Below are 14,075 nucleotides of genomic sequence, written 5' to 3' on the forward strand. Positions count from 1 at the left end.
AAACAGAAAAGTTCAAGCGGGTAAACCGCTTTAAATAGGCATTTGACAATGTGACAACCATGTGTTTAACTAGTAGTTGTCACTTAGGGGGATAAATGAAGTTGGGAGGAAATTATGTCAAAAGTGAAAATTGAACACCTAACCAAAATTTTTGGTAAAAAGGTGAAGCCAGCTTTGAAGTTGGTAGAAGAAAATGTTTCTAAGACAGAAATCTTGGAAAAGACTGGTTCAACTGTTGGTGTATATGATGCCAACATTGAGATTGAAGAAGGTGAAATCTTCGTTATCATGGGTCTATCAGGATCTGGTAAGTCAACGTTAATCCGTTTGCTTAACCGTTTGATCGAACCAACATCAGGATCTATTTTCCTTGATGGAGAAGATATCTCTAAGATGGATAAGGAAGCACTCTTGAATGTTCGTCGTCAAAAGATGAGCATGGTCTTCCAAAACTTTGGATTGTTCCCACAACGAACAGTTCTAGAAAACACTGAATATGGATTGGAAGTACAAGGTGTTGCTAAGGAAGAACGTCAAGCCCGTGCCGAAAAGGCATTGGATAACGCGAACCTATTAGCATTTAAGGATCAATATCCTAGCCAATTGTCTGGTGGTATGCAACAACGTGTCGGGCTTGCTCGTGCGTTAGCTAACGACCCAGAAATTCTATTGATGGATGAAGCGTTCTCAGCGCTTGACCCATTGATCCGTCGTGATATGCAAGATGAATTGTTGGAATTGCAAGAACGTTTCCGTAAGACAATCATCTTCATTTCCCACGACTTGAACGAAGCATTGCGTATTGGTGACCGTATTGCCATCATGAAGGATGGTAAGGTTGTCCAAGTTGGTACTGGTGAAGATATCTTGACTAACCCAGCAAATGATTACGTACGTGCGTTTACAGAAGATATTGACCGTTCAAAGGTTTTGACTGCTGAAAACATCATGATTCAACCATTAACAACTAACATCAGCGTCGATGGACCTAATGTTGCGTTGAAGAAGATGGCAACTGAAGAAGTTAGTGGATTGGTTGCGGTTGATCGTAACCGTCAATTCAAGGGATTCCTAACTAGTGATGCAGCGCTTAAGGCACGTCGTGAACAAATTCCGCTAACTGATGTGTTAGTAGATATGAAGACAGTTTCACAAGATATGTTGGTGGCTGATTTGATGCCATTGATTTCTGATTCACCGTCTCCATTGGCTGTTGTCGATGGTGGACGTTTGAAGGGTGTGGTCATTCGTGGTCGCGTGCTTGAAGCCTTAACCGAGAATTTGGAAGAGGAGGATAACGCATAATGGATTATCAAATTCCAATTGCCCAAACTGTTGAAAATATTGTTGATTGGATGACATCAAGTTGGGCTGGATTCTTTAATGTCATTCAAGCTGGTGGTCAAGGGGGAATGGATGCCATTTCAAACATGTTGTTAGCAGTGCCTGCATTGTTGATGATTGCTGGAATGACTATTTTCGCTTTCCTTGCCAGTGGTAAGAAGTACGGTTTCCCGTTGTTTACATTGGGTGGACTATTGTTGATTTGGAACCAAGGTTTGTGGTCAGATTTGATGCAAACAACAACATTGGTTATGATTTCAAGTCTTGTGGCGATTATCATTGGGGTTCCATTGGGAATCTGGATGGCTAAGTCAGATACAGTTGCTAAGATTGTGCAACCATTGCTTGACTTCATGCAAACAATGCCTGGATTCGTTTACTTGATTCCAGCCGTTGCCTTCTTCGGTATCGGAGTTGTGCCGGGTGTATTCGCATCATTCATCTTTGCTTTGCCACCTACAGTGCGTATGACTAATCTAGGTATTCGCCAAGTGCCAAAGGAAATGACTGAAGCGGCTGATTCATTTGGATCAACACCAAAGCAAAAGTTGTTTAAGGTTGAATTGCCACTAGCCAAGTCAACAATCTTGGCTGGTGTTAACCAAACAATCATGTTGGCATTGTCAATGGTTGTTATTGCCTCAATGGTTGGGGCACCTGGTCTTGGACAAGGTGTTCTAGCAGCCGTACAACACGCTGACGTTGGTAATGGATTCGTTAATGGACTTGCCTTGGTTATCTTGGCAATTATCATTGATCGTTTCACACAAAAGTTGAACCCTGAAAAGGCGCCAACAAATGATAAGCCAGCTGCGTGGCGTAAGTGGTTGGGTTGGTTGACAGCCGCTGCTTTGGTTATTGGTGGTTTGAGCAGTGTCTTTGCCTCAACTGACCAAAATGACAAGCATGTTAACTTGGCATATGTACAATGGGACTCAGAAGTTGCCTCAACAAACGTTTTGGCCGAAGTTCTACGTGAACAAGGAATTGATGTGACAATGACACCGTTGGACAACGCTGTTATGTGGCAATCAATTGCGCAAGGGCAAGCCGATGCGTCTGTATCAGCTTGGTTGCCTAACACACACAAGCCACAATACGATAAGTACAAGTCAGATATTGGTGTGATTGGACAAAGCATGGAAGGTGCCAAAGTTGGACTAGTTGTTCCTTCATACATGGACGTTAAGAGCATCTCTGACTTGAAGTCACAAGCTAATAAGACAATTACTGGTATCGAACCTGGTGCCGGAATTATGACTGTTGCTGAAAAGACGATGGAAAAGTACCCTAACTTGAAGGGCTGGGACCTACAAGGTTCATCAACTGGTGCAATGACTGTTGCGCTAGGAAAGGCTATTCAAAACAAGGAAGAAATCGTGATTACTGGATGGACACCACACTGGATGTTCTCAAAGTATGATTTGAAGTATCTAGAAGATCCTGAAGGAACAATGGGAACTGCTGAAACAATCAGTACTATTGCTCGTAAGGGATTGGCAGATGACCAACCAGAAGCCTTTGATATTATGTCTAAGTTCAACTGGACATCAAAGGATATGGAAAAGGTTATGTTGGCTATTCAAGATGGAAAGTCTCCTGAAGAAGCTGCCAAGGATTGGATCAAGGATAACCAATCTAAGGTTGATGAATGGACTAAGTAATAATACGATTAAATAAATTGAAGCCTAACGCACATACGTTATATATGTGCGTTAGGCTTTTTATGTACAGTTCCCGCTATTCTTGATAAAATTGAATTTGTGTATCCAGGATAGAGTATATGAAACAACATTCTGATTTGTATATTTTGCTGATTAAATTTTTAAAACATTCTATAAGGAGTAATATATGTTTCAGCTGATAAAAAAATGGTGGCCAGAGGCGATGTTAATCGTGCTACCGGGGTTATTGATGTTACCACTGATGCTAACACATCAAATTCATTATAAAGTGGACCTATGGTTTCAAATGATGCGAATTCAGGAGATGAATGGGTATTTTCAGAATTTTACGTGGCCAGGATTAGGTAATATCTATTCATTTGGTCAATCAGGACAATTGATCCAAGGTATGTATCCTTCCTTTACATTAGGGATACTCGTATTGGTTACGGGATTCTTGGGAGCGATGAATCAAGTTTATGCCATTATTCTATTGATGATTATTTTGATGAGTATGTCATACTATTGGTTCTTTAATAAAATGTTGAAAAATGAAGTGATTTCATTTTTCTCAGCTATTATCGTTACGTATCCAATGGCGTTTATTTGTGCCATTGAACGTGGACAATTTGGCCTAGTATTAGCCAGCGTTTTCTTGCCCTTGGTATTTTGGGGATTTTACAAAATGCAAGACACTGATGACAAAACAGCTTATTGGTGGATTGGGTTAGGCGTTGGTTTAATCTGGCTAACGCACGTGTCATCAGGAATCTTCGTTGTCGTACTTGTTATGATTATGGGAACTGTTGATTTAGTTCTTGGACGTAAAAACTTTTTGAAGTATGTTTACTCTGGAATTATCGCCGGTGTTATTGCTTTACCAACGTTATTAAAACTAGTGACACTAAAGAGTAGTATGTTAGGTGTTGTAGAATATGGCTTAGATGCGAAAATTACATTATTGAATATCTTTAGTCCACTTTGGACTGGTGGTCGTGATTTCATGACCGTTTTGCCGATGGTTGGTCTAATCTATGTAATTGCAACCGTGTACAAAAATACGAAGTTTAAAGGATTGAAAGCAACAGCCATTATTATGGCACTAATGTGTAGTACTGCCGGATACCTTGTATTCTTTAGGCCACTACAATTTCCAGACCGTTTTTTGGCATACGCATTGCCATTAGCAATGTTTGTCATGTTGTTAGAACTGCCAACCATGATGAAAAAATGGTCAAAAGAAAATCAACGTATTTTATACCTAGTACTTGTCTTTATGGCAATTGTACCCGCAGCCAATAGCGCATTACGTGTTCGTGATTTTGTGACGAAGCATCCAACGTGGCAAAGTGAACAAAACTTCTTGCGTACACGTACGACTGCAGATAAGGATTCATTGTTAGATCAAAAATTCCGATTTGCTCGTACGTATACTGATTACACGCCAATTCAGCAACAAAAAACGGCTGAAAAAGGTGCTGAAGCCTACATTGGTTCAAAACAAATGCGAGATGTAAATGAAGCGCAATCCGTTCGATTAACTGGATTTGATAGTTCTGAAATTAAAATGAAAATACCGAACGCACCCAAGCATCTGGATAATGAAATCGCAGCCAAGAACTATGTGATTCCTTATCAACCAGCCACAAATATGCATGCAGAAAAACGTACCCTAACAATGGATGTAAACGTAAGTAAAAAAGGACTGTATGATTTGCCGTTTTGGATGTACCCACATATTAAATATACTGTCTTAGTAGATGGACAAGCAGTAACACCACATGCATCAAATCAAGGGCGCATGAGTGTGCCGTTGAAAACGGGGAAGCAAACTGTATCCATCACACAAAACTTACCAATTTCAATCATTGCAGCATATATGATCAGTTGGGGAATGTTAATAGTAGGCGTTTATTTCCTCGCACGTCCTAAAAACCGTAAACAAGGGGCGTAAAGAAGTGATTATGACAACTATTAAAAAATACGCTGGTATTATTTCATTGACAAGCTCGCTAATATTGTTGGGATTGTTGTGGTTATCTGTTGCTATGGACGATACTAATGTTCGATTAATTACAACAGGTTACATGATTGTCTATTTGATGTTTGGTAAGTGGTTAAAAAAGCAACGTCAAGAAGAAAAACAAGAAAATAAAAATTAATCATTATCAAAAAATTTAGAAAGAGTCAGTTTAACTGGCTCTTTTTTTGTTGTTTTTAAAATGAGTCCTTTGGTAAAGTGAGTAGTTTTCAGGTATAATATATATAAATGATTAAAAAGGGGATACAACGTATGCATTTAGTAGAAATGGATTCAACAAATGAAACATATTGGTGGTCAGTCTATGATGCTGCCTTCCCACCACATGAAAAATTGCCATTTGATCACATGAAAAAGATGGCTCGTCGTGCTGAAGAAGTGCACATGGCAGTGATCATCAATGACGAACAATCAGTCGGGATTACATTGTATGTCACATTAGCAAACGATGAAGTGTTTATTCTATTCTTGGCGATTGATCCAGCATTACAAGGACAAGGTATGGGAAGCCGTGTCTTGGACATGTTGAAGACAACATACCCAGGTGGTGTGATGCTTGAATGTGAGCAATTAGGTTTGAAGTCAGATAATGAATTGCAACGTGAACGTCGTTATGCATTTTATCAACGCAATGGTCTGCTAGATTCAGAATACATTACGGATAATCCGGCAGGGACTTTCCATCTAATGCGTTCAAATCCTGCGATGACAACGGTTAGTTTAAAGGATGCGATGTTATTATTAGGACTAGAAACAAAAGTATATTAATTAACGAGGGATATTTACGATGCTGCAGTTCAACGACATAGGCCTAATATATGCCATTATCTGTGGAATAAACGTCTTACTTGTTATCTTATGTATAAGACAAATCCGAGTAAATGTTATTCAACGAAATTGGACTTCAGCTTTAGTGTTCTTTTTGAATTTAGTAGGCTTATTGTTGGTCTTATATGTATTTGGTGAATCTGCGCATTTGATTTGGTTTTAACAAGTAGTCGTTTAAGAAAAGACAATCATTATGATGAGTATCTGGAGTACTACTCGCGAGATAAAGGCGTCAGCTGTGACGTGAGTCTTTGCTTATAAGTATGATACAGAGTATTTCGATGAGAAATGCTTTGTTAATAACATTTCGTCTTTCACGATAGAATTGTCGTGGATTTTATCAGATTTTAAATGATGTATAGGAAAGAGGGAAATCATGGAATTAACTTTTAAGGATGCCGCAAAAGAACGCATTGAAAAGCGTTTGAATGATGACACAAAGCTTGTATTGGACTTTGATGATGGTGTTGGACCATTTTCAGATGCAGCTTCATGCACATTGGACGTTGCGTTCTCACTAGTACTTTGTCGTCCTGACCAACTAACAGCTGATTACGACGAACATTTCACAAGTAACTTGGGTGATGTGTACTACAAGGGCTACGCTGACACACAACTTGATGGACACATGATTGTTGATGTTGACAAGATGTTGCGTTACAAGTTGAGCGGTGACAGTGGGGTTATCGACCCTAATATGTTGCTTCGCGACGTACAAGCAAATTAATAATGTAAAAAGACCCATTTTGTTAATTAATGGGTCTTTTTTATTAGGAAATGGATATGATGAAATATAAATATTTGATTTTTGATTTAGACGATACATTGTTGGATTTTCAAACAGGTGAACACGAAGGTCTAGTGAAGGTTATGTCAGACGCGCAAGTACCTGATATGACGGATGCTCTTGCCAAATATGCGGTCATTAATCGTAAACTTTGGCAAGCGTATGAACAAGGTGACATTACCAAACAGCATATTCAAAACACGCGTTTTGAGGCTTTGTTGGAAGAACTTGGCATGGACGGTGATGGGCTTGCTATGGAAAAGGCATATCGCCAAGAGCTAAACAATAATAATCATGTCTTACCTGGCGCAGAAGCGTTATTACAAAAGCTGAAGGAACAAGGATATATCTTAATAGCTGGTACAAATGGTGAAACACAAACACAGAAATCTCGTTTGAAAAATACTGGCTTTGGACAATACTTTGATCAAGTCTATATATCAGATGAGTTAGGTGTCGCAAAGCCAAACATTGGGTTTTATGAACCAATTTTTAAAGCGAATGCTGATATGAACACAGACAACACCGTCATGATTGGTGATGGGATTCCATCGGATATGCGTGGCGGTATTAATGTAGGCCTTAACACTATCTGGGTTAATTTGAAAAATGCGACATTGCCAACTGATATGAACGTAACGTCTGAAGTCCATTCATTAACTGAGTTGGGACAATTATTGGGTGTATAACCATTTCATAGGTATATATAAACAACCAGGTTGAAGAGCTAAAAAAAGAGCCGATACGATTATGTATCGGCTCTTTTTTGTGAAATTAGTCAGCCAATTCGTTCATCAACTTCTTAACTTCAAGTGTTGAAAGTTCTTCAACAACTTCTTGTAGGGCTTCAAAGTCTTCGCGATCCCATGCGCGACGCAACTTCTTGTTCAACATCTTTTCTTCCAAGGCAGTTTGGTTAGCTTGGAACAAACGGTAGGCTGCGTAACCAGTTGCACCAGCAACGGCAGCAGTTAATAGTAACTTCTTCATAATGAAAATCCTCCTGTGTGTATACTTATATTTTATCATGACTTTATAAATAATACGATATGAATTGGAAAATAATAAAAACCCCTTAGTCATTGACTAGGGGGTTCATTTAATCTTGATAATGTTAATCGCGATTGATCATGATGAACATAGGTAAGATCAATGGACGACGGTGTGTCTTTTCAAACATGAAACGTTGTAGATGAGAAACAACTGCATTACGCAAGCTGTGTTCACTAGCGTTTTGTTCACGCATCGCACCAAGAAGGGCATGGAAAATTTCCTTACGACCTTCAGTAATCAATTCTTCAGATTCACGCATGTAGATAAATCCACGAGATAGGATATCTGGACCAGCAGTGATTTCTTGGTTCTTCAAGTCAATGGTTGCTACAACAACAACTAAACCGTCTTGAGAAAGCATCTTACGATCACGTAAGACAGCCGCTCCAATATCACCGATTCCATTACCGTCAACATATGTGTCTTCAGCAGGGAAGTGATCAGCAACACGGGCAGAATCAGCAGTCAAAGCTAAGACGTCACCGTTATCCAACACGAATGTGTTTTCTTTTTCAACACCGACATCATGAGCCAAACCTTCGTGCACTTTAAGCATACGGTATTCACCGTGAACAGGCATGAAGTACTTTGGCTTAATCAATGACAACATCAATTTTTGTTCTTCTTGACCACCGTGACCAGAAGCGTGGATGTTATTGATCTTTCCATGAATAACAGTTGCACCAGCTTCTTCTAATTCGTTGATAACACGGTTAACAGAACCGGTATTACCTGGAATAGGAGAGCTAGAGAAGATAACTGTGTCATCTGGTTGAATCTTGATTTGCTTGTGAGTTCCATTTGCAATACGCGCCAATGCGGCCATTGGTTCTCCTTGAGAACCAGTAGACAAAATCAAGACTTCGTTAGGTGGAAGCTTGTTGATTTCATGTGCATCGATTAGCATTTCTTGTGGAATGTCCAAGTAACCTAGGTCCATACCGTTCTTCACGGCACTTTCCATTGAACGACCAAAGACAGCAATCTTACGTCCGTGAGAAAGGGCAGATTCAACGGCCATTTGCACACGAGACATGTTTGATGCGAATGTCGCAAAAATAATACGACCTTCGATTTCATCAAACAACTTGTTGATGGTTTTCCCAACCCATCGTTCTGACTTTGAAAATTCATCTTTTTCAGCGTTAGTTGAATCAGACATCATTAGCAAAACACCTTCAGAACCAATACGAGCCATCTTTTGTAGGTTTGGCAATTGGTTAGTAGTAGGTGTTAAGTCGAACTTGAAGTCTCCAGTTTCAACGATAGTTCCAGCAGGTGTCTTAACTGCAACACCAAATGTGTCTGGAATAGAGTGAGTTGTACGGAAGAATTCAGCTGTCATGTGTTCAAATTCAAGAACAGTATCTTCATCAATTTCATTAAGGGTAACATCACGTAACATATTACGTTCGTCCAACTTGTTGCGAATCAAAGCCATCGCAAGTGGGCCAGCGTAAACAGGTACATTTACTGCGTCCAAGAAGAAGTGAATTGCACCAATGTGATCTTCGTGTCCGTGGGTAATAATCAAAGCTTTGATTTTGTCACGGTTTTCCTTCAAAAATGTGTAGTCAGGAATAACATAATCGATTCCTAACAACTCATCTTCGGGGAACTTAACACCAGCATCAATGATGATAATTTCATCACCGAACTGAATCCCATAAGTGTTTTTCCCAACTTCGCCTAAACCACCAAGGGCATAGACGGCCACTTCGTCAGGACGAATGGCTAGTTCTGATTTAGTCATAGATTAAAACTCCGTCAACTTAAAGTCAGCACTTTGTTGTTCGTAAGCCAAGGCCTTTTCTGAAAGTTGTTCGATGTGTTCGATGTGGTGAGCTGTTTGTGATTCAGCTTGCACACGAACAGTTGCTAGGTCAGGAGCGTCAACATACATTGATTGTGTTTCTTCACGCTTAGGGTTTTGAGTCTTTGTTTCTTGATAATATACTTTGAAAATCATAATGATTTCTCCTTTAAAATAATTACTTGTATCGTACATACTTATTTATCTATTTTATCAGACTAGTTGCGTAATTACTAGATACGAACGACTTCCGTCTTTGAATAAATTTAGGGTCTTTTAGAGACAGCAATGCTATGATAAATAATGAGTTAGCGATAGATGAATAGAAGGTGAGGTACTCAACATGAGTTGGTTATTTATTTTAATAGCAGTTGGTGTCATTTTAATATTTTCAGTCATTAGATTAATGAATCAACGTTCAGCAGAGCAGCGCTTGCGTGACTCGCAAACGCTTGTGAATGAAGCAATGCGGATTGTTTTACCCAGCCTAAGCGAAAAGCTGAAACTGGCAGATAACGGGGCAGTAAAATCTGCCTTGGTGTCAGATGCATGGGGACGTGGTATTTTGGCATTTGAATTTACAATGCCAGTCACAGCACAAGTGTCAAAAGAAATTATCTACTATGAACTAAGCACAATTTTAAAGTCATATGCCACCGGGCATGAAATTGAACGTTTAAGTGATAATGTACCTGCGTTCGTTGTGTCTGATATTTGGTACGATGAAATGGCATCTACTTTGCACGTAGATGTAGCTCATGTCTTAAATGATGCTACCTATGGATACTTGGCAGATTTAAAAAAAATAAATCAACACCAATTTGACGTCAAAAAGAGTGTATAATTAATAGCATTAAAACTAAGGAGGCAATGATATGTATTTAATGGATGATATCGTCCGCGATGGAGACCCTGTGTTGCGCCAACAAGCAGCGCCAGTTGTATTTCCACTTTCAGATGAAGACCAAGAAATTAGTGAAAATCTACTTGAATATTTAATTGCAAGTCAAGATCCAGATGAATCAGAAGAATTAGGACTACGTCCAGGTGTTGGGATTGCGGCACCGCAAGTCGGAATTTCAAAGCAAATGACCGCAATTCTGATCCCAAATGATGATTTTGATGAAGACCAAGAAGAATCAGATGAAAATGATCCTTACGTATTTGCTGGTGTTATTTATAACCCAGTAATTACTCGTCAATCTGTTAAGCAAACAGCTTTGGCAACAGGTGAAGGTTGTTTGTCAGTTGATGAAGACATTCCTGGATTTGTTGAACGTTCACAACGTATTACTGTGCGTTACCAAGACGAAGAGGGTGACACATACGAATTAAAGTTGAGCGACTATCCAGCGATTGTTTTCCAACACGAAATCGATCACTTGCACGGAACTTTGTTCTACGATCATATTGACAAGGAACAACCTTGGGATCGTAAAGAACGTACAAAGTACATTGGGTAATTCATATGGCTGACAAGATGTTTAATTATCCATTCTTATCAGGATGGTCAACTGATGATGTGATTAAAGTAAGTCACTTGTACACAATGGTGTCAGATGCTTATGAAAAGAACGTTAATCGTGAACAATTACTAGCAGCCTATGCAGATTTTAAGACTGTTGTACCGTCTAAGTCTGAAGAAAAGCAACTTGATCGTAGTTTTGGGCAAGTTTCTGGTTACTCAATTTACCGTACTGTGCAAACAGCACGTAATTTAACATTTAAGACATTTAAAATGGAGCCTTAATATGCTGGATTTACAAACAATTGATACAACTGTTCAAACATGGATGGCTGAAATGCGTCACCTCGTTTTAGCGGAATTAGATAAACCACGTGAGATTTCCCATAAAAAGGGACCTAAAGATTTAGTAACAAACGTTGATCGATTGGTTGAACGTTTCTATGTCGAAAAAATTCACGCGCTAATGCCTGATGCTAAGATTAAGAGTGAAGAAGGTTTTGGCGATGATGTTCAGGACATGTCAGGTGACGTTTGGTTTGTAGATCCGATTGATGGAACCACTAATTTTGTTGCGCAAAAACAAGAATTTGCGAGCATGTTAGCTTGGTACCGTGATGGTGAGCCCATGATGGCATGGATTATGGACGTCATGGCCAATGAATTGATTCATGGTGGGCCACATTCAGGCGTTTACTTAAATGAACGATTATTAACTAACGTGCCAAACATACCATTAGAACATGGATTAATTGTTGTTTCAGGATCACGTTTATTACGTGGTGAAATGCATTTACCAGAAATTGCGCGTGCCTCATTAGGCTACCGTGTATATGGTTCAGCAGGAATGACATTCATTCATATGTGTTTAGGCCGTTCAGTTGGATATTTAACAAACATGCAACCTTGGGATTTTGCTGCAGGAATTATGTTGGCAGAAGCTTTAGGTTTCAAAGTCGGAACTGTTGACGGTGATGCAATAAATATGCTATTATCGGGAACAGTCCTTGTGGCCACTCCACTTGCATTTGATCAGATTGTTTCAATCAATGATTAATTGAAAACTATCCTACAATTGTCATAAACATATTGTGACGATAGGGAGTGTGCCCAAATTAGCGATTATAATTAACAGAGGTTTAAGGAGAACAGAATTTTGGCAAAACGCGAAAACTTACGTAACATTGCGATTATCGCCCACGTCGACCACGGTAAGACTACTTTGGTTAACGAACTTTTGAAGCAATCAGACACACTTGATATGCGTACTGAATTGGGCGACCGTGCGATGGACACAAACGACATCGAAAAGGAACGTGGAATCACAATCTTGGCTAAGAACACAGCCGTTAAGGTTGGAGACCGTCAAATCAACATCATGGACACACCTGGCCACGCCGACTTCGGTGGTGAAGTTGAACGTATCATGGGAATGGTTGATGGAGTTCTTTTGGTTGTTGACGCCTTTGAAGGTACAATGCCACAAACTCGTTTTGTTTTGAAGAAGGCCTTCGAACAAAACTTGACACCAATCGTTGTTGTTAACAAGGTTGACCGTCCAGGAGCCCGCCCAACAGAAGCTGTTGACGAAGTTTTGGACTTGTTCATCGAACTTGGTGCCGATGACGAACAACTAGAATTCCCAGTGATCTACGCTTCAGGAATGAACGGAACATCATCATTGGACCCAGATGTTGAATCACAAGAACACACAATGGCGCCTGTTTTCGATACTGTTTTCGAAACAATTCCAGCTCCAGAAGAAAAGTCAGAAGAACCACTTGCATTCCAAGTTGCTTTGCTTGACTACAACGACTTCGTTGGACGTATTGGTATCGGTCGTGTGTTCAGTGGAACAATCAAGATTGGTGACCAAGTTACAGTTATGAAGTTGGACGGATCAAAGGCTAGCTTCCGTGTTACTAAGTTGTTTGGTTTCATCGGTTTGGACCGTGTTGAAATCGAAGAAGCTAAGGCGGGAGACTTGATTGCTGTTTCAGGTATGGACGAAATTTCAGTTGGTGAAACTGTTGTATCTCCTGATCACTTGGAAGCTTTGCCAATCTTGCGTATTGACGAACCTACTTTGCAAATGACTTTCCGTACTAATGACTCACCATTCGCTGGTCGCGAAGGTAAGTTCGTTACTGCACGTCAAATCGAAGACCGTTTGGGACGTGAATTGCACACTGACGTTTCTTTGCGTGTTGAACCAATCGAAGGTGAAGCAGGAGCATGGCTTGTATCAGGTCGTGGAGAACTTCACTTGTCAATCTTGATTGAAAACCTACGTCGTGAAGGCTTCGAATTGCAAGTTTCACGTCCAAAGGTTATCTTCAAGAACATCGATGGTGTTGACTCAGAACCTTTCGAAACTGTTCAAATTGACACTCCTGACGAATACACTGGATCAGTTATCGATTCATTGGCACAACGTAAGGGTGAAATGCGTAACATGGAACCAACAGGAACTGGAACTACTCGTCTAGAATTCCTTGTTCCTTCACGTGGGTTGATTGGATACTCAACTGAATTCATGTCATTGACACGTGGATACGGTATCTACAACCACACATTTGAAGCATACGGACCACTAGTTAAGAACTGGAACCCAGGTCGTCGTAACGGAGCTTTGGTTTCAATTAACCAAGGATCAGCTACTAACTACGCTATGATGGGTGTTGAAGACCGTGGTGTAATGACTATTCACCCTGGTGATGACGTCTACGAAGGAATGGTTGTTGGTATCAACAGCCGTGACAACGACATCTCAGTTAACGTTACTAAGGCAAAGAACCAAACTAACGTTCGTTCATCAAACAAGGACCAAACTGCTTCTATCAAGGCTCCTAAGGATATGACTCTTGAAGAATCACTAGAATTCTTGGATGAAGACGAATTGGCTGAAGTAACACCAGAAAGCGTTCGTGTTCGTAAGCAAATTTTGAACACAAGTGAACGTGAAAAGGCCGCTAAGCGTCGTAAGATGTCAACTCAAGGCTAATTTAATGATCTAGAATTAAACTGCTTTCCCTCGGGATAGCAGTTTTTTCTTTTGTTTTTATGATAAAATAGGACAA

15 protein-coding genes are annotated in these 14,075 nt (G+C 39.9%); 12 read left to right on the forward strand and 3 right to left on the reverse strand.

Annotated features, from left to right (window positions below):
• Positions 1-114 precede the first annotated feature (114 nt).
• The 7 genes from KHQ31_RS02710 (at position 115) to KHQ31_RS02740 (ending at position 7,353) form a co-directional block, all read left to right on the forward strand.
• A complete protein-coding gene (locus KHQ31_RS02710; protein ID WP_405196831.1) occupies positions 115-1,305 on the forward strand; it encodes a quaternary amine ABC transporter ATP-binding protein in 1,191 nt (396 codons plus the stop codon).
• Complete coding sequence (locus KHQ31_RS02715; protein ID WP_213409458.1) at positions 1,305-3,008, forward strand: ABC transporter permease/substrate binding protein; 1,704 nt, start codon at positions 1,305-1,307, stop codon at positions 3,006-3,008. Before KHQ31_RS02710 ends, KHQ31_RS02715 begins: the two co-directional genes overlap by 1 nt.
• Positions 3,009-3,195: 187 nt before the next feature.
• Positions 3,196-4,962 (forward strand): hypothetical protein, encoded by a 1,767-nt coding sequence (locus tag KHQ31_RS02720; protein ID WP_213409459.1) that lies wholly within the window; start codon positions 3,196-3,198, stop codon positions 4,960-4,962.
• Between the two features lie 10 nt (positions 4,963-4,972).
• Positions 4,973-5,170 (forward strand): hypothetical protein, encoded by a 198-nt coding sequence (locus KHQ31_RS02725; RefSeq protein ID WP_213409460.1) that lies wholly within the window; start codon positions 4,973-4,975, stop codon positions 5,168-5,170.
• Positions 5,171-5,301: 131 nt separating this feature from the next.
• Positions 5,302-5,817: a GNAT family N-acetyltransferase gene (locus KHQ31_RS02730; RefSeq protein WP_213409461.1), complete on the forward strand. Its 516-nt coding sequence runs from the start codon at positions 5,302-5,304 to the stop codon at positions 5,815-5,817.
• A gap of 436 nt (positions 5,818-6,253) precedes the next feature.
• Positions 6,254-6,604: an iron-sulfur cluster biosynthesis family protein gene (locus tag KHQ31_RS02735; protein WP_213409462.1), complete on the forward strand. Its 351-nt coding sequence runs from the start codon at positions 6,254-6,256 to the stop codon at positions 6,602-6,604.
• Positions 6,605-6,660: 56 nt separating this feature from the next.
• Complete coding sequence (locus KHQ31_RS02740) at positions 6,661-7,353, forward strand: YjjG family noncanonical pyrimidine nucleotidase (protein WP_264336037.1); 693 nt, start codon at positions 6,661-6,663, stop codon at positions 7,351-7,353.
• 85 nt (positions 7,354-7,438) lie between these two features.
• Here KHQ31_RS02740 and KHQ31_RS02745 read toward each other — a convergent pair whose 3' ends face one another.
• From KHQ31_RS02745 to KHQ31_RS02755, 3 genes are all read right to left on the reverse strand, one after another.
• Positions 7,439-7,654 (reverse strand): hypothetical protein, encoded by a 216-nt coding sequence (locus tag KHQ31_RS02745; RefSeq protein ID WP_213409463.1) that lies wholly within the window; start codon positions 7,652-7,654, stop codon positions 7,439-7,441.
• Between the two features lie 124 nt (positions 7,655-7,778).
• Positions 7,779-9,470 carry a ribonuclease J1 gene (gene rnjA, locus KHQ31_RS02750; RefSeq protein ID WP_213409464.1) on the reverse strand — a complete coding sequence of 564 codons (1,692 nt, stop codon included), beginning with the start codon at positions 9,468-9,470 and terminating at the stop codon, positions 7,779-7,781.
• Positions 9,471-9,473: 3 nt separating this feature from the next.
• Positions 9,474-9,686, reverse strand: coding sequence for a DNA-directed RNA polymerase subunit epsilon (locus KHQ31_RS02755; RefSeq protein WP_213409465.1), 213 nt, complete (start codon positions 9,684-9,686; stop codon positions 9,474-9,476).
• A gap of 187 nt (positions 9,687-9,873) precedes the next feature.
• On the opposite strand from KHQ31_RS02755, the gene KHQ31_RS02760 reads away from it, so the two are divergent.
• The 5 genes from KHQ31_RS02760 (at position 9,874) to typA (ending at position 13,999) form a co-directional block, all read left to right on the forward strand.
• The gene (locus KHQ31_RS02760) at positions 9,874-10,374 is read left to right on the forward strand and encodes a hypothetical protein (protein WP_213409466.1); all 501 of its coding nucleotides are present in this window, start codon (positions 9,874-9,876) and stop codon (positions 10,372-10,374) included.
• A 31-nt stretch (positions 10,375-10,405) separates the two neighbouring features.
• Complete coding sequence (gene def, locus KHQ31_RS02765) at positions 10,406-10,993, forward strand: peptide deformylase (protein ID WP_213409467.1); 588 nt, start codon at positions 10,406-10,408, stop codon at positions 10,991-10,993.
• Positions 10,994-10,998: 5 nt separating this feature from the next.
• Entirely contained in the window at positions 10,999-11,280 is a 282-nt protein-coding gene (locus KHQ31_RS02770; RefSeq protein ID WP_213409468.1) for a UPF0223 family protein, read from the forward strand.
• 1 nt (position 11,281) lies between these two features.
• The gene (locus KHQ31_RS02775; protein ID WP_213409469.1) at positions 11,282-12,052 is read left to right on the forward strand and encodes an inositol monophosphatase family protein; all 771 of its coding nucleotides are present in this window, start codon (positions 11,282-11,284) and stop codon (positions 12,050-12,052) included.
• Between the two features lie 99 nt (positions 12,053-12,151).
• The gene (gene typA / locus KHQ31_RS02780) at positions 12,152-13,999 is read left to right on the forward strand and encodes a translational GTPase TypA (RefSeq protein WP_213409470.1); all 1,848 of its coding nucleotides are present in this window, start codon (positions 12,152-12,154) and stop codon (positions 13,997-13,999) included.
• Positions 14,000-14,075: the final 76 nt, after the last annotated feature.

The organism is Weissella ceti (genome assembly GCF_018394055.1).
GTDB lineage: Bacteria > Bacillota > Bacilli > Lactobacillales > Lactobacillaceae > Weissella > Weissella ceti.

Excerpts from the sequence above, each read along its gene's own strand:
- KHQ31_RS02720 (WP_213409459.1), top strand. The coding sequence starts at position 3,196 with ATGTTTCAGCTGATAAAAAAATGGTGGCCAGAGGCGATGTTAATCGTG.
- KHQ31_RS02775 (WP_213409469.1), top strand. The coding sequence starts at position 11,282 with ATGCTGGATTTACAAACAATTGATACAACTGTTCAAACATGGATGGCT.
- KHQ31_RS02770 (WP_213409468.1), top strand. The coding sequence starts at position 10,999 with ATGGCTGACAAGATGTTTAATTATCCATTCTTATCAGGATGGTCAACT.
- KHQ31_RS02745 (WP_213409463.1), bottom strand. The coding sequence starts at position 7,654 with ATGAAGAAGTTACTATTAACTGCTGCCGTTGCTGGTGCAACTGGTTAC.
- KHQ31_RS02730 (WP_213409461.1), top strand. The coding sequence starts at position 5,302 with ATGCATTTAGTAGAAATGGATTCAACAAATGAAACATATTGGTGGTCA.
- KHQ31_RS02710 (WP_405196831.1), top strand. The coding sequence starts at position 115 with ATGTCAAAAGTGAAAATTGAACACCTAACCAAAATTTTTGGTAAAAAG.
- def (WP_213409467.1), top strand. The coding sequence starts at position 10,406 with ATGTATTTAATGGATGATATCGTCCGCGATGGAGACCCTGTGTTGCGC.
- KHQ31_RS02760 (WP_213409466.1), top strand. The coding sequence starts at position 9,874 with ATGAGTTGGTTATTTATTTTAATAGCAGTTGGTGTCATTTTAATATTT.
- KHQ31_RS02715 (WP_213409458.1), top strand. The coding sequence starts at position 1,305 with ATGGATTATCAAATTCCAATTGCCCAAACTGTTGAAAATATTGTTGAT.
- KHQ31_RS02740 (WP_264336037.1), top strand. The coding sequence starts at position 6,661 with ATGATGAAATATAAATATTTGATTTTTGATTTAGACGATACATTGTTG.
- KHQ31_RS02755 (WP_213409465.1), bottom strand. The coding sequence starts at position 9,686 with ATGATTTTCAAAGTATATTATCAAGAAACAAAGACTCAAAACCCTAAG.
- rnjA (WP_213409464.1), bottom strand. The coding sequence starts at position 9,470 with ATGACTAAATCAGAACTAGCCATTCGTCCTGACGAAGTGGCCGTCTAT.
- KHQ31_RS02725 (WP_213409460.1), top strand. The coding sequence starts at position 4,973 with ATGACAACTATTAAAAAATACGCTGGTATTATTTCATTGACAAGCTCG.
- KHQ31_RS02735 (WP_213409462.1), top strand. The coding sequence starts at position 6,254 with ATGGAATTAACTTTTAAGGATGCCGCAAAAGAACGCATTGAAAAGCGT.